22 protein-coding genes and 5 pseudogenes are annotated in these 23,497 nt (G+C 56.8%); 17 read left to right on the top strand and 10 right to left on the bottom strand.

Annotated features, from left to right (window positions below):
• Positions 1–107: 107 nt before the first annotated feature.
• The 10 genes and pseudogenes from HA50_RS27595 to HA50_RS27550 all read right to left on the bottom strand — a co-directional run bounded on the left by HA50_RS27595 (position 108) and on the right by HA50_RS27550 (position 8,984).
• Positions 108–869: a TIGR03747 family integrating conjugative element membrane protein gene (locus HA50_RS27595; RefSeq protein ID WP_084879937.1), complete on the bottom strand. Its 762-nt coding sequence runs from the start codon at positions 867–869 to the stop codon at positions 108–110.
• The gene (gene traD / locus HA50_RS27590; RefSeq protein ID WP_084879936.1) at positions 850–2,973 is read right to left on the bottom strand and encodes a type IV conjugative transfer system coupling protein TraD; all 2,124 of its coding nucleotides are present in this window, start codon (positions 2,971–2,973) and stop codon (positions 850–852) included. The genes HA50_RS27595 and traD overlap by 20 nt, the downstream gene beginning before the upstream one ends.
• A gap of 128 nt (positions 2,974–3,101) precedes the next feature.
• Positions 3,102–3,476 carry a hypothetical protein gene (locus HA50_RS27585; RefSeq protein WP_084879935.1) on the bottom strand — a complete coding sequence of 125 codons (375 nt, stop codon included), beginning with the start codon at positions 3,474–3,476 and terminating at the stop codon, positions 3,102–3,104.
• A 15-nt stretch (positions 3,477–3,491) separates the two neighbouring features.
• Positions 3,492–4,136 (bottom strand): restriction endonuclease, encoded by a 645-nt coding sequence (locus HA50_RS27580; RefSeq protein WP_084879934.1) that lies wholly within the window; start codon positions 4,134–4,136, stop codon positions 3,492–3,494.
• Positions 4,136–4,666 carry an integrating conjugative element protein gene (locus HA50_RS27575; protein ID WP_084879933.1) on the bottom strand — a complete coding sequence of 177 codons (531 nt, stop codon included), beginning with the start codon at positions 4,664–4,666 and terminating at the stop codon, positions 4,136–4,138. Before HA50_RS27575 ends, HA50_RS27580 begins: the two co-directional genes overlap by 1 nt.
• Positions 4,663–5,274, bottom strand: a complete 612-nt coding sequence (locus HA50_RS27570) for a lysozyme family protein (protein WP_084879932.1) — start codon at positions 5,272–5,274, stop codon at positions 4,663–4,665. Before HA50_RS27570 ends, HA50_RS27575 begins: the two co-directional genes overlap by 4 nt.
• Positions 5,253–5,966, bottom strand: coding sequence for a TIGR03759 family integrating conjugative element protein (locus tag HA50_RS27565; RefSeq protein ID WP_084879931.1), 714 nt, complete (start codon positions 5,964–5,966; stop codon positions 5,253–5,255). The genes HA50_RS27570 and HA50_RS27565 overlap by 22 nt, the downstream gene beginning before the upstream one ends.
• 17 nt (positions 5,967–5,983) lie before the next feature.
• Positions 5,984–6,841 carry a plasmid transfer protein gene (locus HA50_RS27560; protein WP_084879930.1) on the bottom strand — a complete coding sequence of 286 codons (858 nt, stop codon included), beginning with the start codon at positions 6,839–6,841 and terminating at the stop codon, positions 5,984–5,986.
• A 170-nt stretch (positions 6,842–7,011) separates the two neighbouring features.
• Positions 7,012–7,182 (bottom strand): annotated as a pseudogene (locus HA50_RS31910) (DapH/DapD/GlmU-related protein); the annotation flags it as partial.
• Positions 7,183–7,850: 668 nt separating this feature from the next.
• Positions 7,851–8,984, bottom strand: a complete 1,134-nt coding sequence (locus HA50_RS27550; protein ID WP_084879928.1) for a tyrosine-type recombinase/integrase — start codon at positions 8,982–8,984, stop codon at positions 7,851–7,853.
• Positions 8,985–9,445: 461 nt separating this feature from the next.
• On the opposite strand from HA50_RS27550, the gene HA50_RS31310 reads away from it, so the two are divergent.
• From HA50_RS31310 to HA50_RS27480, 17 genes and pseudogenes are all read left to right on the top strand, one after another.
• Entirely contained in the window at positions 9,446–9,703 is a 258-nt protein-coding gene (locus HA50_RS31310) for a hypothetical protein (protein ID WP_139811059.1), read from the top strand.
• A gap of 324 nt (positions 9,704–10,027) precedes the next feature.
• Positions 10,028–10,192: pseudogene (locus HA50_RS31905) on the top strand (integrase); the annotation flags it as partial.
• 255 nt (positions 10,193–10,447) lie between these two features.
• Positions 10,448–10,921, top strand: a complete 474-nt coding sequence (locus HA50_RS27545; protein WP_084879927.1) for a DotD/TraH family lipoprotein — start codon at positions 10,448–10,450, stop codon at positions 10,919–10,921.
• Positions 10,918–11,763 (top strand): type IV secretory system conjugative DNA transfer family protein, encoded by an 846-nt coding sequence (locus HA50_RS27540; RefSeq protein WP_084879926.1) that lies wholly within the window; start codon positions 10,918–10,920, stop codon positions 11,761–11,763. Before HA50_RS27545 ends, HA50_RS27540 begins: the two co-directional genes overlap by 4 nt.
• Positions 11,738–12,898, top strand: coding sequence for a plasmid transfer ATPase TraJ (gene traJ / locus HA50_RS27535; RefSeq protein WP_420851477.1), 1,161 nt, complete (start codon positions 11,738–11,740; stop codon positions 12,896–12,898). The genes HA50_RS27540 and traJ overlap by 26 nt, the downstream gene beginning before the upstream one ends.
• Positions 12,895–13,181 (top strand): annotated as a pseudogene (locus HA50_RS27530) (conjugal transfer protein). The gene traJ and the pseudogene HA50_RS27530 overlap by 4 nt, the downstream one beginning before the upstream one ends.
• Positions 13,182–13,336: 155 nt before the next feature.
• Positions 13,337–14,695, top strand: a pseudogene (locus HA50_RS32235) (DUF5710 domain-containing protein); the annotation flags it as partial.
• A 979-nt stretch (positions 14,696–15,674) separates the two neighbouring features.
• Positions 15,675–17,312, top strand: coding sequence for an LPD7 domain-containing protein (locus tag HA50_RS32230; protein WP_244193697.1), 1,638 nt, complete (start codon positions 15,675–15,677; stop codon positions 17,310–17,312).
• 29 nt (positions 17,313–17,341) lie between these two features.
• Positions 17,342–17,683 carry a conjugal transfer protein gene (locus HA50_RS27520; RefSeq protein WP_139811081.1) on the top strand — a complete coding sequence of 114 codons (342 nt, stop codon included), beginning with the start codon at positions 17,342–17,344 and terminating at the stop codon, positions 17,681–17,683.
• A 10-nt stretch (positions 17,684–17,693) separates the two neighbouring features.
• Positions 17,694–18,395, top strand: a complete 702-nt coding sequence (locus HA50_RS27515) for a DotI/IcmL/TraM family protein (protein ID WP_084879924.1) — start codon at positions 17,694–17,696, stop codon at positions 18,393–18,395.
• A gap of 10 nt (positions 18,396–18,405) precedes the next feature.
• Positions 18,406–19,405: pseudogene (locus tag HA50_RS27510) on the top strand (DotH/IcmK family type IV secretion protein).
• 2 nt (positions 19,406–19,407) lie between these two features.
• Positions 19,408–20,658 (top strand): conjugal transfer protein TraO, encoded by a 1,251-nt coding sequence (traO, locus tag HA50_RS27505; protein ID WP_244193695.1) that lies wholly within the window; start codon positions 19,408–19,410, stop codon positions 20,656–20,658.
• A gap of 148 nt (positions 20,659–20,806) precedes the next feature.
• Positions 20,807–21,481: a conjugal transfer protein TraP gene (traP, locus tag HA50_RS31300; RefSeq protein WP_139811058.1), complete on the top strand. Its 675-nt coding sequence runs from the start codon at positions 20,807–20,809 to the stop codon at positions 21,479–21,481.
• Positions 21,481–22,008, top strand: a complete 528-nt coding sequence (gene traQ, locus HA50_RS27495) for a conjugal transfer protein TraQ (protein WP_084879923.1) — start codon at positions 21,481–21,483, stop codon at positions 22,006–22,008. Before traP ends, traQ begins: the two co-directional genes overlap by 1 nt.
• Positions 22,009–22,039: 31 nt before the next feature.
• A complete protein-coding gene (locus HA50_RS27490) occupies positions 22,040–22,444 on the top strand; it encodes a DUF6750 family protein (protein WP_084879922.1) in 405 nt (134 codons plus the stop codon).
• Positions 22,445–22,495: 51 nt separating this feature from the next.
• The gene (locus HA50_RS27485; protein ID WP_084879921.1) at positions 22,496–22,693 is read left to right on the top strand and encodes a hypothetical protein; all 198 of its coding nucleotides are present in this window, start codon (positions 22,496–22,498) and stop codon (positions 22,691–22,693) included.
• A gap of 124 nt (positions 22,694–22,817) precedes the next feature.
• A complete protein-coding gene (locus HA50_RS27480) occupies positions 22,818–23,495 on the top strand; it encodes a conjugal transfer protein TraT (RefSeq protein WP_139811057.1) in 678 nt (225 codons plus the stop codon).
• Positions 23,496–23,497: the final 2 nt, after the last annotated feature.

The raw sequence follows: 23,497 nt of genomic DNA, 5'->3' as shown, positions 1-23,497 counted from the left end.
GTCTGTCGCGATCATGATTCGGAAGGGTTCGCATTGAGCAAAAAAAAGCCCGCACCAGCTGCGGGCTTCCGGGCATAATCCCGAAAACGGTACTACGGGCGACTTTGCTAAAGATATTTTTTAAATGAGCCGGTCACAACTGCCAGCACACCACCGACCAGCAAAGCTGATGGCAGCAACAGCAGATTCGGCCACACCGCAGTTGGCCATGCCAGATAGAGCATGCAGGGGCCATACAGCGCGGGTTTGATAAAGCGTTTGGCATGGTGATAAACAAAGCTCGATTCATACCCCGCGCCATAACGCCGCAGGTCACGCCTTACCAGCCCGTCCACCACGCCCATGATGACAACCAGCGCAAACAACGGCAGGCTGAGAAAGAGGATCATCACCCGGATGAAGAATATCAGCGTGACCCACACCGTCGCCTGAAGATAAACACCCAGCCAGCTAACAAGCGTGGCACCGATTCCGTTCAGCGCCGGGATCAGTCCGCTGCCTTTTTCACTCAGTGACTTAAATGACTGCAGCCAGCCACTGAACCCGCTGTCCACAAACAGCCACTGCCAGGCAACGTGCACCCACCGGCTGACTGTCTCAACCGGTGCGGCCATCAGCAGACTGCGGGTGTACCCTTCCGAGAGCCAGTGGCTTTCTGCAACCATCACCTGATAGCTGTGGGCGGCTCCTTCTTCCGGCCACAACAGCGCGATACAGACATACTCGATCAGCAGGCTGACCAGTAATGAACCAAGCAACACACCGATAAGGCCCATCGGAAAATCCCAGAGTAGCAAGCCAATCGGACCGGACTGTCGCTGTCGGGCCGGCGCGCTACGTTGCCCGTTTTCACTGTCCTGCTGTGGCATCCGGCCCTCCTGCATACGTCATGTCCCCACCGGTCCACCAAGTTTCACCGGTGTGGTAGTTTTTCTCCATGCTGTCAGCCAGATGCTTCAGGCTGGCCGGCATATGCGGATCATTATTATCCGCCGGCAGCGGCATCCGGATTTTCCACAACCGCCCGCCCTCCAGCAGTGCAAAGGCCTGGCCTTTCGGCAGGTTGATGATATCGGCGGGCCGTACCATCGGCACCTTCACCAGACTCACCTGGTCGTTAACATTGCTGTTAAAGTCTGTGCCTTCACCAGGGCGGGAGACATCGGTGACGCCGGAGGTCAGCGTTTTCTGGTAAACGTCCACTTCCGGGAGCTGATCGGTGAGCAGCATGGCAGTGTTCTTCTCGCGCACGCGCAGCATCACCAGGGTGTTGAAGTTACCCACCACCTGATTTGCTTTGGCCGTACTGCCGATGCGGGCCTCGATGTCAGAAAGCGTCTGGGTGTAGGCGGTCACCTGAAAACCGGCACCACCGCCTTTGTTGATGAGCGGGATGAATTCATCCCCCATCAGCTCGTTAAACTCGTCGCAGTGAAGGTTGATGGCCACCTTTGCGGATATCCCTTCTTCCTCATCACCGAGACCGAACTTATAAATGTGGCCCCCCTCAGACACGAGGTCTGCGAACATGCTGTTACCAACTGCGGCCGCCACCACCGGGTCAGAAAGCGCATCGAGCCCCACATACACCACACCGCGGGACTTGATAATGTTGTGCCAGTCCAGTATCGGACGCGGATCGTCCAGGTCGGTGTAATCGGGGGCAAGAAGCGCGGCCGTTTTGCCGGTGGTGAGCTTCTCCAGCAGCGGCAGAAGGGATGCGACGATTTTATCGAAGTAGGTGCGGTCGTACTGCACCGCGCTGCGCAGGCCATCCAGCACCGGGTCCCAGAGTTTTTTCCCCTCCGGGCTGCCGAGCACCTGCTCTGACACCCATATTTTCGCGCCGTTGGGCCGTCCCTGCAGGTGACGCGGCAGGTCCTTATCGCTGGCCCCGATCCCGCTCTGCATCATGGCCTCAGCCATCTCCAGCAACTGCGGGGCCTTTTCGCTCAGCAGGTTATCCACGTAGGTCTCATACAGTTCACCGATGTTGGTGACATAGCGCAGGATGAGGCCGTAGTCCGGGCGCTGTCCGAGGGCGACCAGCGCGCGCGTGATGATGTTGACGAACCGCCAGGCAAATTCACGGAAGGCCGCGGAGTTGCCTTCACCCGAGAGCTGACCAGCCACGCGGGATGCCACCTCAGAAATACGGCTGAACCGTCCGACGGCGTTATAGCGTGCACTGATATCGGGCCAGCCGAGGTGAAACACCCAGAAGTTATCCTGACGCCCCGCGCGGTGCGACTCTGCGTACATTCTCCGGAGCAGGTCCGCGTCCCCTTTGGGATCAAACACGATGACCACCTCATGCTCACCGGCAGCATTTGTGCGGCGGATATCCTGGGTGATAAGCAACTCCGCCAGTCGGGTCTTGCCTACACGGGTAGTACCGATAACCAGCATATGTCCGACGCGTTCGCCAAGATCAAACGTGACGGTTGTTTCATCGGGTTCAACCCCGTGATAAACCGGGCTGCCGCCTACCGGTGGCAGCGGACGGAAGGGGTTGAGCGCCGAATCCGTGCGGGTCAGCCGGCACAGCCAGGGGAGGCTGTACTCCATCTTTTTTTCCATCTCGCGCGCCATGCGGTACAGCACGGAGGGCTGCACATAGATTTCGCACTCCGGGCGCCGAGCCTCCATCAGCCGCTGGGTATGACGCGCAGACCACTGGAAACCTTTCCCCAGAAACAGATGGCGCCGGCTGACCGGGATCTGTTCGCTGGTCAGCACATAACGGGGAAGACGGCGTATATTCTGTCGGTAGCGCAGGATTTTCATGCCCTGTCGGGTGCGCTTCAGGGCCAGAACGCCAAAACCGGCAGCAGTCACCCAGCTGACGGAAGGCGCAAGCGCAACCGCCCAGGGGGCGGTAAGGCAGATACAGGTCGCACTGGCGGCCACGGTGGCAGAATACAGTTCCACGGCCGGTCGCAGCAGGGACTCCATAACATAACGATCGCTCATCTACGCCCCCTGCCGGTCAACCGGCTGAAAGATCCGGGACGTTTCGCCGCGGTATCCCATCTGCCGATAACATTTCCCGCCCGGAGCGGCAGATTGGCATCCGTTCTCGCCAGAAAATCGCACATTGCTTACCTCCCTTTGCCCTGAGCCGCGTTATCCGGCCAGAAATCAGGCAGAACCGTAAAACGGCGAATCAGGTAAACCAGCTCAAACAGCGCACCGGCAAAGTACAGAGGGGCATACGCACGGGGCAGCAGGTGCATCACCCGCAGGATGCCCTGCGCCAGCACATCCGGGGTAAACGACGGGCTGATAAAAACGGCCATCGGAATGGTGACCAGCACCGCCAGCACCATGCAGCAGAAGATAATCAGTGGACGCAGAACAAATATCCTGATCAAAAACTGTGAGATAGCACAAAAAACAATCCACGCCGTTTTTGCCCCGTGAGAAGTGAGCAGGTCGCAAATAAGTCCGGGAAGGGAATACAGAATTTTGCGCATGGTAATGTTCCTTTTTTAATCGCGGATAATGGGAGATGACGTCGGTTCTTTCCGGTAATGTTGTCGGATGATCGGGCTGTATTGTGGTCTGTTCAGTGTGTCCATCCAGCGCCGGTCACCGGCCAGCAGCCAGAGCAGGCGCTGCCCGCTGATGAGCATGATGCCGTTATAATGGCGAAAGGCTTCCCGGCTGACCTCGCCGGTCCGGCCGGTGTGGACGAACAGTCCCGGGCACCCCTCGCGCTCTGACAGCAACCCAAATGCAGAAACGTGCGCAGCACTGATGGTGGCACTGTACCGTTTGGCCTGAATCAGCCAGCGACGACCGTTAATCCAGACCTGACCGTCAGATCCGTTATCACCGCTGTATCGGTCGTTACGCTGTATGCGCAGGCCCTGCCGCGAAAGCGCCGTCAGCAGCATCTCCTCAAAAACATACGGATTCATCTTACGCAGCCAGGCTATCCTGGCCGCCTCGTCGCGCAGCTGCGGCAGGCGAAGCAGTGCCCGTGCGGCCTGTTTCTGATAGCGACGATGGCGGCGCTGGCTGACTGTGCGCGGTCTTAATACGATGATCGCCAGCACTACCACCGCCGCCATTGCCAGGACAAACAGCCCCCTGTGCTGGTTCAGTAACTCAGCGATGAGGGATACCGGCATCACTGGGATATCCCCGTTGCGGTGATGAGAGCGGGATAATGCGTCAGTGCCAGCCGCCGGGCCAGGTCACCGCCGCTGACAGGCACCATTGCCACCCCCGGTGCCAGCTGACGCAGTGCGTTTAATCCCTGCTCATCCCTGACACTGATAACCATACCGGTTGCCTGCATGCGGCTGAGCGTAGTGGCGTGGTGCGTGAGCCACTGACGGGAGGACACATCATCACCCAGCACAAATACCGGCGGCATACCGGGCAGATTCAGCGGTCGGGCGACGACAGGGCCTGGTGACATTTCAGGCGTGCTGACCGGTAGCATGTCGGACAGGGAAAGCGATGCCGGCGGCGGTGGGAGAACGGGCGACCCCGTTACAGACTGACCCGGACCGGCATTGATGGCATCAAAGAACGGGGCCGTGGACTCGCCCCCCAGGTCACCCACCACGGTCAGTACTGCCCCCGCACTAAATGCAGTGACCAGCAGGCCGGAAAAGAAAGTGAAAATAACGGTCTGACGGAGAGATGTTTTCATTGTGGTTCAATCCAGTTAAGGGGAGAACGGGCAAGTGCCATAGGCTGTTCACTGCGGGCCGGCATATCGGCCACGGCTATCTGACTCAGCTTGCGGCGAACGATGGCCATGTAGGTCGCTGCATGCTGTCCGCCTGCCGGGTGGTGATAGCAGCCAGCCGCCTGCAGCCAGCTGCCGGGGCGGGCGTCATAGCATGCCCGCAGAATACGTGCAGCTGCACGTAGATTGATGTAGGGGTCAAATGCATCACGATAGGTTGCGAAAAAATGTCCGTTCCAGCCCAGGTTAACCTGGGCCACACCGACATCAATATTCTTCAGCGGCCAGCGCTGCATAAACCCGAGCAGCGCCGAGAAGGCCTCTTCACGCGTGCCGTAATGGTAACCCTTACCTGCCACGTTAATGGTCCAGGGCCATGGCTTTGCCCCCCAGGCGGTTTTGCGCGTGCTTTCGGCCATTGCCAGCGAATACAGCGACTCAGCTGGCACCCGCTCAGCAGCGGCAATCTGCCGGTAAGCATCAGGAATAATCTGCAGGTCTGTGGCGCCGGACGCCGCTGTTGCAAACAGAATTCCGGCACTCATCATCAGAATGCTGCGAGTTGCCATCCGTTTTCCCCCTGCTGCAGAATGACCGGCATCAGGCCCTGACCGTAACGCAACCACAGGCCACCGTCGTGGTTTAGCGTTATCTGGCGGCTGCGGACTTTTTCCACCGGGATGTTGTGACGGATGGCCCAGGCGCGGATGGCCTCGTCGCTGTTTCCGCCGACCAGATAAATATCGACGGGTCGGTCGTCGGCGAGCACGGCTGCCAGACGCGCATCGCAACGCGAGCAGTTCTCTTTCACAAACAGGGCGAGACGCCCTTGTGTGTCGTGCGCGATGCCCGCTGCATTGCTGCCCATATTGACGGCTAGCGTCTCCGGATAGAGTCGCAGCCAGGCGGCATTGACTTCACGCTGGAACGCCATCTCCTTCTCTGCCCGGGCATACTCATGCTTCACCCAGAGCTCTGCCAGACGTTTTCGTTCTGCGCTGTTGTCGGTTTCCACACCCAGTGCCGTCAACGGATCAAGGCCCGGTGACATAATGCCGCGATCCCCCTTCATCAGGCTCTGATAACGGCTCCAGTCGCTGTCAGACAGTCCCCACTGCTGCGCCTGCTGCTGAGAACTCAGTACGCCGGTGGATGTCTCCTGCAATGAGGACAGGCTGCTCTGCGCGGAGGGAGTCTGAACTGTGGCAGCGGAGGTCATGAGCGGCACCAGAAACAGTGAGACCATCAGTGTTTTTTTCATCAAAGCGTTATCTCCATTTATTCAACCTGAATCCGGCGCTCGCTGCCGTTTACAAGAAAGACAGCAGCACTGGTGCCCTCCGTTGAGCGCAGCGTCCAGCCCAGCATGGCATCCCCCGGTGAGAGCAGACGCATAGCCGATATCTGCGAGACACCGCGGGGAATGACGACGGCGAAAGTCTGACCGCCACGGCGTTCAATGCCGGTCAACACAAACGGTGCAGCCAGCGTCACCGTGCGCCTGGCTGACCGGTCAGTCTTTTTTGTAGCGGCAGCCACCCGGGGGTTCACTGCGCCTGTGTTGACCCGGGGTTTTTCAGGCTCCGGCGTTTTCTGCGTCAGTTCCACCTTTCGGTTAAGCTCATCAAGTACGGTACGGGACTGCTGTACATCGTGTTCAAGAGAACCTACGCGTGTCTGCAGTTGATTAACTGCCTGGTTGTTGCTGTTGCCGGCTTCCTGAAGCTGACTGACCGCGCTCTTAAGCCTGGTTTGCTGTTCTCCGGCTGACTCCATAGCCGCAGGCAGTGATGCAAGCGTGGAAACCTGCTTTTCAAGCGCTTTCAGGCGTTCCTCCATCGCTGACACATTAGAGGTGAGCTGACCTATCTGGCCGCTGCGAAATGCAGCATCAAGTGTGTTGACGCGGATGGTCAGATCGGACATCGCGCGCCCCATGACAATCAGCGCAATAAGTGAACCGGTGAGGATCAGGGTGAGGATGACGATACCGGCGGTACGTAAAAGTTTTCGGACGTTAAAGGGAAATCGCTGACGCGGTGAACCTGCAGCGCCAGGCAGGGCTTCACGGGGAATTTCCTGATGATCAGGCGTTTCCGGAAGCAATTCCCCGGGCGAGGCATGACTGAGTGACATACTGGGATTCCTTATGGCTGCACAGCAGAACGGCCATAAGGTGCTAAAACACGGCATGAATGGCGATGATTAACTCATCAGCCATTTTTTAAAATTATTCCGGGAAGGGAAACAGGGGATTGGGCATTTGAATAATGAACAATTACAACTTATGACGCTAAGTCAAATTATCAAATAATGTCTCTTATTTTTCTGGCAGGTACACCTGCATAAACACAATCCGGTGGAATATTATCCTTAACAAGACTTCCTGCACCTATAACTGCATTATCACCAATAGTCACTCCGGGAAGAATAGTTACTCCAGCCCCGAGCCAGACATTTCTACCCAGAGTGATAGGTTTAATAATCCTGTCAGAATGTCTTGCATCAGGTTCAACGTGGTGAGTACTGGTACAAAAAACACAACGAGGCCCAATCATAGATTTCTCTCCGATACTGACGCCTCCCTCAGAAATAAACAGTACATCAGAATTGATAAATACCCTGTCTGAAACGGTGATAGCAGGGTTATCGAAGGTGAACGGGGGAACAACAGTCACACCAGCCCCAATGTTCACACCTGATTTTCTAAGTAAATTAATGATTCTGGAATTATCAGTCATTGTGCGCGTTCTAGATGATGCCTTACGCGGCGTAAGAGGTTTAAAAAACATTCGACCACCAAAAGGATGTAAGAAAGTTAACGGCCAATAACATCTATTTCGGCGCAGGCAGTTTTTTCTTTAATTTGCTGTGGGCTGCTTTAATGATGACACAGTAGACCAGCGCACAGGATTAACCAGTCAGGCCGAATCAGTTCATACCCAAACCGTCACTGAATTTTCTTACCCTTAGCAACATCGCATTGATGGGCTGAAATAACAGGCTCATCAATGTGCCGTAGCGAGCGAATTACCGCAGGAAGGTGGAGCGCTGGAAGGCCCGGAGCGACACTTCCGGAAAAAATCGCGACCAGAGTCTCCCGGGCACGGTATCAAATACAGGATCAATAACACAAAGTCCTGGGTTAAGCCCCGTTATCAGTGTCTGCCAGCTCTCCCCCTTTCTGGAAAGGATTAATCAGTACGCGACGTGGATCCCGCACGCCAATTTCACCAGGTGGCGGAAGCCTTTTACCGGCTCGCGCTGCCAGTGCCTGTATTCTCAGAAGGCCTGATGCTGCATTTAACAGGGCTTCGTCACGATTAGTTGCTGTAATAGCTGGATGCTCCAGGTCACTGAACTGCACCCGGAAGAGGCCATCGGATTCTGAAATCTCTGCCGGGTAGGGAACAAATAACGTTGCCAGCTTCTGTGCCTGACGGCGTCGGGCATCCAGTTTGCTGACCAGCTGAGAAGCCCGCAGGTGTGTATAACGTTTCAACATATTCATACTTTTATGGCCTGAGATCGCCGCTACCTCCATGACATTCAATGTCCCGAGCTCAAACAATCGGCTGACCGCTTCATGACGCAAATCGTGAAAATGGAGATCATGTATTTCCAGCTCAGCCAGAAGAACCCGCCATGCGCTTTTAAAACCGTTTGAGGTGTAATCAAAAACCGGCCCCGTCACCGGCCCCGCAAACTCCTTCAAAACCTGCCTTGCTTTCCATGACAAAGGCACATCACGGGCGGTGCCATTTTTCGTTAACGGCAGGTGAGCAATGCCCAGATGAAGATCCACATATTCCCAGCGCAGGGACAGAATTTCCCCCTGACGCATGGCTGTTTCCAGAGCCAGATGAAAAATAGCCAGCAATTGTGGATTTTTGCTGCGTAGGGCACGGATAATCCGGCGCTCTTCCGGGGAGGTCAGACGTCGCGTGCGTCCTGGAGACGCTGTTGGTTTGCGGACGTGTTCAACGGGATTGTGTGAACAGGTCCCCCATTCTATGCGTGCGAGATTATAAAGCGATGAAAGCAGTGCCAGCTCAAGCCTTACGGTATTGGGACTCACCACACGTCCTGTACGGTCGCTTACCGTATTCAGCCTCGTATCACGGTAATCAGCGATATCCACGGAGCTAATCTCATCCATGCACTTCATCGACAGCGCTGAACGTTTAATAACGTTGATACGATAAAACTCCTGAAGATGACCACGTTTATGGACAGAGACAGCACTGAAATATTTATCCAGTGCTTTTCCAAGTGCCATTTTTTTATTCGGTTTCTGACCGCCATCATACCCCCCTGAAAAAAAAGGAAAGATATCACATTGCTGCCAGACATCACTGTCAATCCGGTGTGTGGACCAGTAATTCAGTGAATGAGAAGAATATCATTGCGGCCTCAGCAAATATGACCCGCTTCGCAGGTGTCACAGCAACATGTCCGGCCCCCAAAAAACTGACCGGTGGTGGTGGAAATTGTGTCAGTCCAAGTGGGCAGGGTTCGGTGTGGTTAGTAACCTCTGTTCCGACAAGTGACTCATCCTGGTATGTCTATTGCGATTCAACCAAAGAACAGACGATTCAGGTCACAAGTTATGCGGTTTGTGAGTGAAATTCTTCACACTGTCAATCCGGTGTGTGGCGGGGAAATATCAGTAACGGTAGCTATAGCTATGTAGGAACCTTTGACTCGCAGTACAACGGATACAATTCAGGAGCAACAACGATGACCGTCTATGCTCAGGGCGGTAATTCCATTGTTTCACGCTCAGTAAAAGATGGGGCGTGCGTAAACACATGGAATTTATCAGGAATCGTTAATGGGGTAACAGTGTCTTACGGTAATGATAACAACCCTGAATGGTCAAAATCTGGCTCAATCACTTTTGAAGTTCCTGCGAATACGGCTTACACAATATTATCTACCCCTCTGCCATCAGAGGGGTGCTCTCCAGGCCGTTTTGGTGTTAATCAGTATCAGTAAAGGCCCATTGCCTGTTTTCAGGGCAGGCTGCAGGCAATCACAATGTGCAAAAATGCGTCTCGAAATACGTATCCCAGGGCACAAACATGTACGACTGCCCCGTCATATAGGCATTGTCCGTTGCACCGGCCGGGCAGTTACATCCACCTGTAACGGGGTTTGCCTGACAAAGCACCTGGATATCCGGCACAAGTGAGCCGTCTGACGAGTACCTGCGGAGAACATACTGACCGCCTCCGGGGGCCGGGGTTTTCCACACACCGGATTGACAGTGATGTCTGGCAGCAATGTGATATCTTTCCGTTTTTTTTTCAGGGGGGTATGATGGCGGTCAGAAACCGAATAAAAAAAATGGCACTTGGAAAAGCACTGGATAAATATTTCAGTGCTGTCTCTGTCCATAAACGTGGTCATCTTCAGGAGTTTTATCGTATCAACGTTATTAAACGTTCAGCGCTGTCGATGAAGTGCATGGATGAGCTAGCTAGCTAGATTAATGGGGGCTGAACGCCCGTCACGGATGAGGTAAAGGCTCAATCTTTCTGGATGAGCATTATACTTTTTATACTTCTCCCCTGCTCCTCACTCTGCCCGCCCGGTGACTGCCGGCCGGGCTTGTCATTTCTGCTTGCTGTACTGCAGTGACGTCATGCTTCTGTCATTGCCCCCGAAATATCGTCACTAAATTTGTTCCCCTCCGTACTTCACTGTCTGCCGGCAACACTGCCCGGTAAGGTAATTATCATGAATCATTATATATTTCCTGGCATGCTGGCTGTCTGCCTACTTGTCGGCTGCCAGTCGTATTACCACACCCCGACCACACAGCCTACCGATGCAGCCGATCGCTACGGTGCAGCATCATCCGTTGCGGTCACCCGCCATATGCAATACCGGATGTGGGACAGAGGGATTTGGTCATCAGCTCAGCCAGGACCCTCTGCTGTCCGGATCATTCGGGCTAACAGTGACAGCGTGTCCTTCGACTGGGAGGGCGATGCAGTGGAACTGCTGACTGAACTGGCCCGCTCGCGTGGCCTGCAGTTTAATTACAGCGGGGTCCGCCTGCCGTTGCCCGTCACGCTGCATGTACAGAATATGACCTTCGCCAATGTCCTGCGCCTGATTGAATCCCAGACGGCATGGCGTGCAACTCTTCATCAATATCCGGGTCTGCTGCAACTCACCTTTATGCAGGAGGAGAGCCGCAGAAAATGAAAATCCTCCTTACTGCTTTTCTTGTGGCCATCTCCCTGACCGGATGCGCAGCCACCCGGACACCGGCACCTTCCGGTGCAGGCAATCCGCCGCCAGATATGCAGGCCTGGCTCAACCCGGAACGGCAGCGACCGGAGGGGTTATCAGAGACCCGCTGGCAGATGCTTACCGATGCAGGCAAAACGCTGGGTTTTCGGGGAGGTAAAGCACAGCGCGCCTGGGAATTGACTCAGGCTCTGAATGCCCGCGAATCCACGCTGAACGCACTCTATGATTTTCGACCATTAATCAGTCCGGAAGGCTGGTTACCCCCGGTTATCGATGAGGCACAGGATGTGGCGCACATTACGCCTGATCAAATCAGGACCTCGTCAAAAGTCTGGACCATTATCCGCCCGGAACGGTTTGTCAGTAACCCGCCAGGCTGGCGCAACTGGCTGCTCAGGGGGCTTGCGACCACTGCCACTCCTGGCTCGGAAGGTCTGGTCGTTCCGGAAGACAGTGCCCAGCGACAGGTCTGGGAAGATGCCCTGCGCGAGGGCTGGCAGGAAGGCCGGGACAACGCGGATATGACGCTGGAGGCCAACATGAACCAGCTCACCCGCGACTACCGAGGCATGATGCTGTATTCCCTCCTCTGGCGTCAGGGCATGATTTCACGGCCGGAAGTCAGCGATCAGCAACAGACTGTGACCGGCACCGGGCAGAAACTGGTGACTGGCGATCGCATCCGCCGCCTCAAAACACACGCCGCGTTTGAACTGCAAAAGTCGCGCTGGCGTCCTGCCGTTAATACACAAAAAACAGGAGCCTCCAGTGATCCAGTCAGGCCTGCCCGATAAGTTTGGGATTTTTCCATTTAGCAGCGCGTTTACCGCTGATGAGTTCAGGACCTTTTTTGCCTGGTGCTCGAAGCACAGTGTCAGTGATGTCGATCTGGTCGGTGGCTCACCGGTGTCAGTAAGTCGTCATGCCCGCCGTGTCCGCTGCTCGGCGTCTGTATTACCTAACACTTTGCTGGGTAATATGCTGGACGATCTGCTCGGACTTGAAATCAAGCCCCGTGTTCAGGGAGGCACGCCGGCTGACCGGGCTGTGCAGATTGACGGGGACTCTCACGGCCGTTACGGGCTGGACAGGGGAGAACGTGTGCGCCTGCGTACCCATGTCATCCAGGGCACCTCCGCGCGCGAGGATCGGGCACTGTCCGTCACAATGCGGGTCATCCCCCAAGCCATTCCCGACTTTCTCAACATGGGGATTGAGCCTGACCTGGCCGCCGCCATGCTGCCGGACAGTGGTCTCGGTTTTATCTGTGGCCAGACCGGCTCCGGAAAATCCACTCTGCAGGCGGCGCTGTATCGTTACTGTCAGAACACGCAGCCGGACCGAAAAATCGTGACCTACGAAGATCCGGTCGAATATATCCTGGGCAGAACGGAAGATCTTCTTCCGCCGCATCAGGCCCAGCTGGGGCGTGATGTGGCCAGTTTTGCGGAGGGACTGCGCTCTGCGGTCCGTCGAAACCCGGAACTGATCGGAATTGGGGAAATCAGGGATACTGAAACCGCTGAAGCCGCCGTGCAGGCAGGCGAGACCGGTCACCTCTGTCTTGGCACCATGCACACCAAATCGCCGGGTGACACAATCCCGCGTCTGCTGGGGCTGTTTCCCTCGCAGATCCGTGATGCAATGGCCTGGGCGTTACTGGGTATCATGCGATTCATCGTGAACCAGGTCCTGATCCCGACCACGGACGGCAAACGACGTGCCCTGCGAGAGTACATCATATTTGATGATGCACTTTGCCATCAGTTACAGGATCTGCCTCATGAAAAATGGGGGGTTCATATAAATGGCATTATTTTTCATGAAAAACGCCGTATCGTCGACCAGGTACGTGAACTGTATCTCCGGGGTGAGGTGGCCCGCAATGAAGCTTCACGTTTTCTGACTGCCCGGGAGCTTGCTGCATGAAACGAGAAGGATTCTGGCGCTACGCCACCCCAGCCGTCAGCGTCTTCGGCATTCCACTTCCCTTTCTGTTGATCTACCTTGCCTGGTTCCGCTGGCCCTACAAGCTGACGTTTTACATCTGCAGCGGGATCCTGGTTTTTTTATGGCACTGAATTTCTTCGGCTGGGGCCTGCGAACCATGCTTCGTCGCCTGGCCAGTACCCTTCGGGGAAAAACCGCCTCCGGTCGCCCATGGTGGTATCGCCACTTTGTGGAAACCACCCGTGACTGGACTGGCCTCTGAGCACATGAAAGGCGCCATACACCGCCCTTACACAGCATCTGGTTTCCGGACATGCCATCCGTCACGCCCTGAACCACCAGTCCCGAATTAGCCCGCTCCCTGCAACGCAGCACCTGCACTGAAACCTCCTTTTTCCCCATACAGGAAATGTGACCATGAAAAAAAGTCACCGCACCTGGCTTGCCGTTCCTCCTGAAGAGAAGGACGAAGCCAGTAAGGCCCATCCGCGTCTCGAAAATGGCCAGAACGCTATTGTCTGGGATATCGAGCACAGGCTCTGGTATGCCCGTCCGGGCGTGGAACTGAATAATTTTGAACGATGGTTGCCCCGCCCCCATGATATGTCGATGAACTCTGACGATCCTGTCACTGAGTTTGCGCAGAAGCTGGAAGACGCCGGACTGGTCCTCAAAGGTCTGCCGGTGATGGACGGAACCTGGCAGCGTGTTCCAACAAAAAATGACAAGAAGGGAAGCAAAAGCGGTGCCTATCGGGGTTTTCTCGATGGCCGGCCTGCCGGGAGTTACCGCGATTACCGCAGCGCCGATGAAAAGCCCATACCATGGGTGTATTCCGGTGGGATTGACATGGACCCACTTGCCCGTCTTCACCTGCGGGCGCACGCACAGCAGACCCGGGAAGACAACGCCCGTGAACTGGAGCAGCAGTATAGCCGCCAGGCCGGTTACGCCACCCGCTACGTATCCCGACTCCCACAGGCTACCACTGCCCCCTACCTGACGCGTAAAGGTGTGGATGCCGCGCCGGGCGTGCGCATCACCCCCAAAGGGGAACTGGTTATCCCATTCAGTAACGCACAGGGGCAGATACGGTCCTACCAGCGGATCCCTGAGACCGGCGGGAAAGATGCCCGCATCCTGAAAGACAGTGAAAAAACCGGAAACTGGTTTGCCATGGGTACACCCGTTAACGGTCAGCCGCTGCTGTTCGCCGAAGGCTATGCCACGGCCGCCTCCCTGCATGAAGCCTCCGGTCTGCCGGTACTGATGACCATCGATGCCGGCAATATGATTGCCGTGGCGCAAAATGCCCGGGCCGTCTGGCCTGACAGTCCCTTTATTTTCTGCGCCGATAACGACCATCAACTGAAGAATCCCCGGACAGGCGAACCGGAGAACAAAGGCATTATCAGTGCGATGAAAGCCGCCGAACTGACGAACGGAGAGGTTATCGTGCCGGCCTTCACGCTTGCCGAACTGGACCAGAAGCTCACCGACTTTAACGATCTCGATGTCAGCCGTGGCCGGGCGGTGTTCCATGAGGAAATCAACATTCAGTTGATTTCTGCGGGCGTGGAAACACCGTTCAGCGCGGAACCTCATATCCGCGAGGCGCTCGCTCGCGCGGGCATCACATCCCCCTCAGTTCAGGAGACCATCATGGAAAACGAAGAAAACCCGGGCGCCACACCGGCATCCGGTCTTGAGCGTTCGACTCAGCCATCGCCGCCGGAAGCCCTCCCCGCCCTGGCGACGGAACAGGGACAGCAGGCCGTGCAGGATTATGCACGCCTCCAGAACCTGGAACTCGATGCGGCGACCCTGCTACAGAACGCGGAGGCAGATCCGGCCTATAAGGCTGGTCTGACAGCACTGTTTGAACAGCAGGGCCAGGAGCTGAAAGCTAATGGGCGTAATATTGATACTGCCACATTTGTAGAAACAGCCCTGCGCAATCTCGCCACGGAAGCACAGTTCGATACACGCTATGCGGAACAGATTGCTGATGAGGCGGCCTCCGCGCCGTCATCTCCGGAGATCACCACACAGGCGGCAGCGGTGGCTGCAGCAGGGGAAGCCGTAACCGCCAGCCCTGAGCCATTAACCGCCCGACAGGAGCCGGAACAACAGGCCGCCAGCGATCTTGCCCGTTTTATCCGTTCAGAGATCGACGCAGCCACCCTGTTGCAGAACGCAGATGCCGACCCCGCCTACCGTGCTGGTCTGCTGGCCATGTTCGAACAGACCGGCCGTGACCTGCAGGCGCAGGGCCACGATATCGACATTGCCACATATGCGGAAAAAACCCTGCGGGACCTTACCGGGGAGATCCGAATGGGTGAGCCTGTTGCGACATCCTCCCCGGTCACGTCTGAGCCCGTGGTGCCAGGTCAGGAGAACAGCACTGAACAGGCTGCCGTAACCGGTCAGGAAGCCGGTCGCTCCGGGGAACACCCCGGTGATACACCTCAGGCATCATTACAGACACCGTCAGTGTCTGAGGCGGTCACCTCACCGCAGGTGGATGACACCGTTCCGGTCATCGACCTCAGCGCTCTGGCCACGAATGCCGGGGACGACAGGGAGCCGGAGACGCCCTTCATTGATATGAGTGCGTTCGCGAAGGAAAAACCGGATCCGACCCGCCCGGCAGGCAAAGAATCACAGTCACAGGAACAAGCGACCACTCAGTCTGCTGAAAAGAAAGAAGCCACAGCAGAAGCGGGCGGCCCTGCAGAAGAGACTGACGGCATTGTCGTGGGGCCCCCGCCGGCCGGAGGCTCCACAGAAGGAAGATCTTGAGAAAATCATCAAAGCCCTGACGTGGGAAGAGCAGCGTGATAACACCCTGCTGTACCGGCTTGATGGTGAGGATGCGTTCCGCGACCTCGGGAACCGGCTGGAGATGTGCAACGGAGCCAGCCAGGACGATCGTAAGGTGCTGGCAGCGCTGGCCGTCGCCGCAAAATTCTACGGCGGCGTGATTGAACTCACCGGCAGCCCTGAGTTTAAGGAAAAGGCCATGCGGCTCATCATTGAGCATGACCTCGATATCCGCATGAAAATTCCGGCCCAGCGGGCACAGCTCGAAGAGATGCGTAAAAAGATGGGCGCCTCGCAGGATGCCGTGGTCCCTCATCAGCCGACTCCGGACCTGAATCGCCACACCCAGGACGCTCCCCCGCAGGCGGCTGCGGACCAGACCACAAAAGCCGCACAGGAGAAGAGCCCTGATTCCCCACAACAGCCTCAGGTGCCGGTACCACCGAAACCGACTGCGCCGGGCAATACACCGCAGCAGGCAGAGAAGCCGCCCGCCCCGATACCGCCAGCTCCGGGTGAGGGACCGGCACCTTCAGCCCCTGTCTCTCCGGATGCAAACACCATTAAGGTGCCGGAGATACCGGAGGAGCCTGCCCCATCAGCACTCTCACCTGGCCAGAGCGTAACGGCCGTACTGAAAAATTACGGCGAAGCGATGTATGAAAACACGGAGCAGCGCGGCAAAAGCTTCTTTATCGAACTGGAAAATCGCGGGGGCAGCCATACTTACTGGGGACAGGACCTGCGCCGGCTCGTTGAACACCACAAGGCCGGCGACGTGGTGACCCTGACCCTGAATGGCCGTGACAGCTGGACCGTGCCGGGTGAAGAGAAAGAGCGGGTGAAAAATAACTGGTCCCTTGTGGCCACGTCCACCGGTATCGCCGTTGCCCACGACCGTCCGGAACAGGGACAGCGACTGCAATCCTTCCCGATCGACACGTTCGGCAAACTCACGCAGCAAATCCGCCAGGCCTGGCCGGACCATATGGCTGACCTGAAACTTCCACCCCGCTTTGAAGACCGCCTTTTCTGGCTCGGGGAAGATCGTCATCCCGTGATGGCTCCGCAGAATACGACAGGTGCCACAGCGCCTGAACAGGCGGCGCCAGCGAATATCACGCCGATTATGGCCTCCATGGATAGTCAGTCAAAACAAATGGATCTGCTGCTGATTCAGTCCGCCGGTGAGCATCTTCAGGGTGTGGTCCGCCTTAATGGTGCCCTCTATCCGGCGCTGGCCACCCCTACTGCAGATAACACCCAGCTGGTCATTAATGCCGTCACTGATCAGGGGCTACGCTTTGCCGGTTATGGGCAGGCAGTAAATTTCGAACCGGACGGTACCACGCGTGCCGCTCCTCAACTGATGACGTTTCACCTGAAAGGCCGGGAGGAGGACGCGCCACTTCCCGCCCGACTCTACACACCGGAAAAACAGGATGATGCCCTGTTTCAGCGTCTGGGGTTTGAGCAGACGTGGAAACAGTGGGATGACGCCCGAAAGCCGGAGGGCAGACAGGAAAAAACGCTTCATCAGGAACACTCCCACAGCCCCGGCCGCTGAGCCGATAAGGAGAGAGAATGCGATATACCATGCTTAAAGCCGGACTCCTGTCCGGCTTCGTGCTTTTTTCTGCCGCCACAACGGCTGCCACGACCTGCCGGGCGGGAAATGCCGCCCAGGCGGGTAGCCAGGCCGGTTATGAGCGGGCCAGGACAGCCGCGACGGCCTGGTCGCAGCGGGAAAACAATGTCTCATCCTCCCTGCAGTCCTGTCTGTCCCGTATCAAAAAAATCACGGTCACTGTCCCGGAGTTCCCGAGCCTTGATGAGGTGCTGTCAAAACTCGAGAACGAAATCTGCGACGCGGCCGTGGACAAAGTGAACGATCAGATCCCCGGGAATATCGACCCCTGGAAAAACTACACCTCCTGATGTAACGCCTATGACAAACCAGACACAATCTACCCCCCCGGTAAAAAGGGGGGGCCTTTCCCCTGCTTCCGATCCACTGAAAAACGCAGTTTCGATGATGGAAACAGCAGAGCAGCGGCAGAACAACGTACCGAAGCTTGTGCAGTCCAATCTCACGATGAGTACTGCCCTGGTGATCAGTATCATCATCAATGCAGTCCTGATCTTTGCGATATTCCAGAAAGAACGGGATTACTTTGCTACCGACAACGGGCGACTGGTGCGGCTGGCACCAACCAGTGAACCGGCATGGAGCCAGGATGATGCCACTGCATTCGGCAGTCAGGCACTGACACGAGCATTCAACCTAGATTTTGTGCATTACCGCGGGCAGGTTTCTTCTGTCGCGCCTCTTTTTTCAGAAGACGGGCACGCGAGCTATATCCAGGCCCTTATGGCATCCAACATTCTGGATGCCCTGCGCAAGGATCGCATGAATTTGACGGCTACCGTGGGCGCCGGCGTGGTCGTCCGCCGCGGCCGTCTTAATGACGGCACCTGGTTCTGGACAATTCAGTACCCGGTACGTATGCGCCTTGTTGGCCAGACCAGCAGCCGTCCGGAGCAGCCTTTCACCTTTGAAATCACTATCCAGCGGGTTGATCCAGGACTGAAACCAGTCGGGATGGAAATCCGCCAGATGATCTCGCGTGATGCACCCCGCAATCTCTGAGGGCCCCCCAATGAAACTCCGTTATCTCCTTACCACCTTAATCCTGAGTGGTCCGGCTCTTGCTGCCACAGCAAACGATACAGGCTGGCAACAGGCCCGGACGCCTCCTTCCTCTGCCCTCAGCCCGGCGCCGTCTCCGGCCGCCCCACCGGGTAGCGGACGGCGGAATACCGACGTGCCAGCCACCCAAATCAGTGGTGACCTCCCGGCTCCCGGGCAGACATCCCCTCAGGTGGAGGAAGCGGCCAGTCTGGATTCGCCACTCTCGCCGGATGAAATCCGGGCCCTGCGCCTGCGGTTAACGGATACAGAACGTTCAGTCAGCGCGCCAGTGATCAGTGTGGTGCCACGCATCAGTTCACTCACGCTGAATCTGTCACCAGGCGCCAGTATCCCGCTGGTCCGTACGGCAATGAATAACCAGAGTGTGGTCACTCTGACAGACATCAGCGGTGCGCCATGGCCGCAATCTGAAGCACCACTGAATGCCAGTCCAGGTAACTTCGATGTGCAGTACAGCAAGGGGAGTAACATGCTGACCATCACCCCGCTGCGCCCGGTGGGCCGCCGGCAATATTTCGGTCTACCTGAAAGGCCTCGATGTCCCCGTCATCATCAACGTGACCAGTGGCGAAACGGATACCCGGACAGCGAGCCAGGAAATTGACAGCCGTCTGGATTTACGTGTGCCACGTCTGGGGCCGGGGACAGCGGCACCCGGTGCGCCGATCGACAAAATTGCCCTTCATGATGCGACGCTGCAGGCCTTCCTCGACGGTATTCCACCCAAAGAAGCCCACCGTCTGAAATTTCAGGGGAGTGTGCCGGACACCACTATCTGGCAGAGCGGTGATGATCTGATGGTCCGCTCCCGCGCCATGCTACGTGATGAGTTCGAACAGACACTGTCCTCTGCCGACGGGACCCATCTGTGGAAACTGCCCGTCACCCCGCTTCTCACCTTTTCTGTGAATGGCCAGTCCGTTCACGTCACTCCGGAGCTGGAATAACCATGAGCGCAGAACAGGATGCCGGAAAGAACGGTAAAAAACTTGGCTCTGTCATCAGCCTTACACTGATCGTGATACTGGCTGGCGGGTACTGGCTGCTTTCCTGGCTTCATCAGGACAAAAGCGGTGCTGACTCGGCGGTCAATCTGAACGGTACCGCGTCCAGCGCGGGTACGCTTACCACCGAGACGCCACGCTACCGTGAACTGTTGAAAGCATCAAATAACCAGGGTGCTGCAGAGGCCGCACGAAACAACACCACCTTCATTGCCAGCATGCCAGTGGGGCTGGACAGTCCAGAGTCATCACAGGAACGCCGACCATCGCCGCCCCCGAAAACGACCACTGTGACGCCGGCCCCACCGCCCAGTCCGCAGACCTCTTCGGCGACAGAAAAGCAGGCGGACGAGAAACGCCAGGAGAAACTGCAGAAATTGTTGACCCGCATAAGTCTCGCTCAGGGGAAAGGGCTCCCCCCGGCACAGGCACGATCGTACGGTAACGGGAGTGGAATTTCAGCCACGGAGGCCCCCGTGGTGCCGGCAAGCCTGTCAACAGCGCAGCCCCGGACGCCGCAACAGCAGTTCATCCCGGCCCTGACCCGCGTAGGGGCTTCCATGGAAACCGCCATCGACTCCGATAACCTCAACTCCCAGGTGGTGGCGACAATACCGGCAGGTGTCCTCGCCGGAGCCCGGCTCCACAGCGATTCCGTGAAACTGGCTGGCGACGGCCTGGAAATCCATTTCACCCGCATGAGCTGGCAGGGCATGGTGCTGAATGTCAACGCTTACGCGCAGCGTGAAACCGACCTGATGTCTTCTGTCGCCAGCGATGTCAACCATCGGTGGGGGACACACATAGTCCTTCCGGCCATTCTGGGGGGGATAGGTAACGTTGGCAGTCTGTATAAAGAGTCCAACACACAGATTCTTCAGACCAATATGAGTACTGTCACTGGCCGGGCGGGTAAACCGGATGCCGGCACTGTCGCTGGCGTGATAGCCGGAGGGACAGCAGAGAAAGGGTCTGAAGTCCTCAGCCAGGAGATGGCCCGCGAGCCATATCGTCAGGTTCTGGTGAATCAGAGAGAGGTGATCTCTGTCCTGTTCGTCGATGCAGTTGGAACTGATGATATCGCCAGTAAAAAACGGGACCACAACGGCCACAACCGCAGCGATTCCCCCTCCTGTCGCAGCAGAACAACTTTCAGAAACGCGCCTGCAGGACGCCATCGCGCGCCGCCGGGCTGAAATCCGCCGCCAGTATGGCGGTACAACCTCACAAGAGAGTAATGAATGATGAGTCAGCAAGATGATTTAACCGCCCCTGCGGCACTGGATGATGTGGACGATTTTGGTGAGGATATCACCAGGAAAAACGCCTTTCTGGAAGCGTGAATTGCTGTTTGGCTACTCGCTCCCCTGGCTCCTCGGTGGGGCTCTGTTCGCCGGGGCGGGTATCTGGTATCTCTACGGACCGTCACTGTCGTCATTATTTTCTCATCCCTCAGACGCAGCGTTTGGTTCGGTGGACAACACCCTGTACAACGCAGATGCGGATGCTCACTCTGCGGCCTCTGCCAGACAGGCCGGTGGGCAGATTGTGGCGTCACAGCCCGCCCATATTCCGCCAGCGGTGACCGGACAGACCGATACGGTGACCATGATGACGGACATCCGTGACGAGCTCAACGATCGGGACAACAAGATAAACGGCACCCTCTCAACCCTGAAAGACAGTCTCACTCAGGTATCAGAGGCCATCAAACGGGATGAGGCCTATGCTGTTGAAACGCGCAATCAGCTGAATGCGCTGACACAAAGGCTGACAGCACTGGAAGCTCATCAGGCTACCAGTAAGGTCTCCTCACCAGTAAGATCATCAGGAAAGCGGACGACAGCCAGCCCTGTCAGTGGCATGAAAGTGGTGTCACTGGAAAATGGAATGGCCTGGATAAAGTGGCAGGGCAGTACCTGGGCCGTTCGGGAGGGCGATACTCTGGGTAAAGTCACCATACGTCAGATTGACCCGGCCAGTCGCACCGTCATCACGTCCGGCGGAACCCTGTACTGATGGCGCTGGATGCGCTAACTGCCATTGAGAATTTTGCATCGGGGATTTTCAGCAGCGGGATCAACTTCCTGTTCACCTGGGGTGAAATGCTCGGCTTTATCTGCCTGGCGCTTTTGTTAACCCGGGCCCGCTCGACAACAGCTATGCCGCTGTCCCCCGGGAAATTCTTTGGCGGCCTGTTTGCCTGCGCAGCCATGGTATCGCTGCCCTCCATTATCAATGCCAGCGGCGCGCAGTTCGGTTTTCATTCAACATCTTTTGATGCCATCGCTTACGTTCAGCCCTCGACCTTCGGGCAGGCGGCAGGTGCGGCCAACGCCGTTCTGTCACTCGCCCGACTTGCGGGGGTGGGCTTTGTCCATTCAGGTCTGAACATGTACCGCATGTCAGCCCTGGAAGGTCATACGGCTCTGAGCGCCAGCGAAAGCGTCCGCGCAGCCACGGTAAAAGTGGTGGCCGGTACTGCTCTTGTTTTCTCACCTCAACTGATCGATGCCTTTCGGGCCAGCCTTGGCCTCGCCTTTTAACACACTCTTTTTTAAAACCCAAGGAGACACTATGTCACGAATCCGTGCCCTGATGGCGCGTCTGTATGCCGTCGTCTTTTCTGTTCAGCTGTCCATGATGAGTCTGCGCGAACGGGCCATCCGGTCCCTGCTCACCCTGATCACAGTTCTGTTGCCGGGGATAGCATTCGCCGAAGGCGATGTTGCCGATATTATTGACAGCGGCGCAGCCGGTGCCAGACGCGTCAAATCATCCGGAATGGATTACTTTCAGATGATCGGTCTGTTTGTCGCTGGCGCTTCTCTTCTGGCCCTGAAGAAGGTAGGCAGCCACCCCCAGGTCACGCTGGGACGATGCCTCACCGGTATCGGTATTGGAGCCCTGATGTTTGTTATTCCTGAACTGATTGGCCGTGTACAGAAACAGGCGGGGATGAGTTCAGTCACCATCAGCTGACCGACATGCGGTGCCGGTATTGACCGGCACCGGCTAAGGAGCCCTGTATTTATGTTTATCCCCACTGATATCCTCCAGCCGCTGCAAAACATCACCCTCCTGCGCACCGACCATGGCAACGTCATTGCCCGGGACGATCGGGACAATCAGGAGTTCGTTTTCGCAGAGTGCAATTCCCCTGCCATCGCTGGCTGTATTCTGGCAATAGTAAGAATCATCGAGGGAGAAAAGGACGATGGCCGCCATTAAAAATAAACCGGAATCGCCGTACCTTCATCCGCTTCCCATACCCGATGTGCTACACACCACTGAACCCATGGTGCCGGCCCCGGAAAGGGTTGCCGGTGGTCGTTGTTTCTGCTGCGGCACTGATATGAAACACCGCTTTCTGCTGCCGGAATCGCTGCCACTGTCAAAGCTTGCAGAAGCGGTCGAAGACACCTTTGTTCGTCTGAACAGAGCACAGGACACACTCCAGCGTCTTGAAGCACGCCAGCCTCCGCAGGATCTGGCTGAACGGGATAAGTACCGGCGCGCACTGAAAGATGCGGAGACAAGCCTGCAGCACGCCTCCCTTGCTGCACGCCGCCTCGCGCTTCGCCATATTCCTTTCCGCCAGGTAACCGAAAGCAGGGTGTTGACCGTAGAGGAACAGGCTGAACTCCGCCGGATTATCCCGACCTTCCGCCTCTGTTACGTCTGCCATGCATGGCATGCACTCAACGGCTTTGCCGCTGCGCAAGGGAGCATGGTCTGGCTTCCGGATCTGCATCCGCGCAGTGTCGTATCCCTGAACCGTAAGGCTCTGCAGGCGATATACAGCCGTAGTCCGGCCCTCGCCCGTGAAGGACGTAAAGTCCTGACAGAGCTCCTTCGCCACCGCCTGCCCGTTGAGGAGCGATTTGGCTGCTGGCGACCGGCGGACTTTGCCGATGCGTTACGACGCTTTCCGCCCTCAATGCGCGGAGAACTGCGGGAAAAAATGTCTGGCGTGGCGCTGATACTGACGCCGGACTCCGTCGATGACCGGGAAAACCTTTCGGAGAACTGAAA

The organism is Pantoea cypripedii (assembly GCF_002095535.1).
In the GTDB taxonomy this organism is placed as follows: Bacteria; Pseudomonadota; Gammaproteobacteria; order Enterobacterales; family Enterobacteriaceae; genus Pantoea; species Pantoea cypripedii.
The sequence above is the reverse complement of the archived record's forward strand: the minus strand, read 5'-3'. Positions and strand labels throughout refer to the sequence as shown.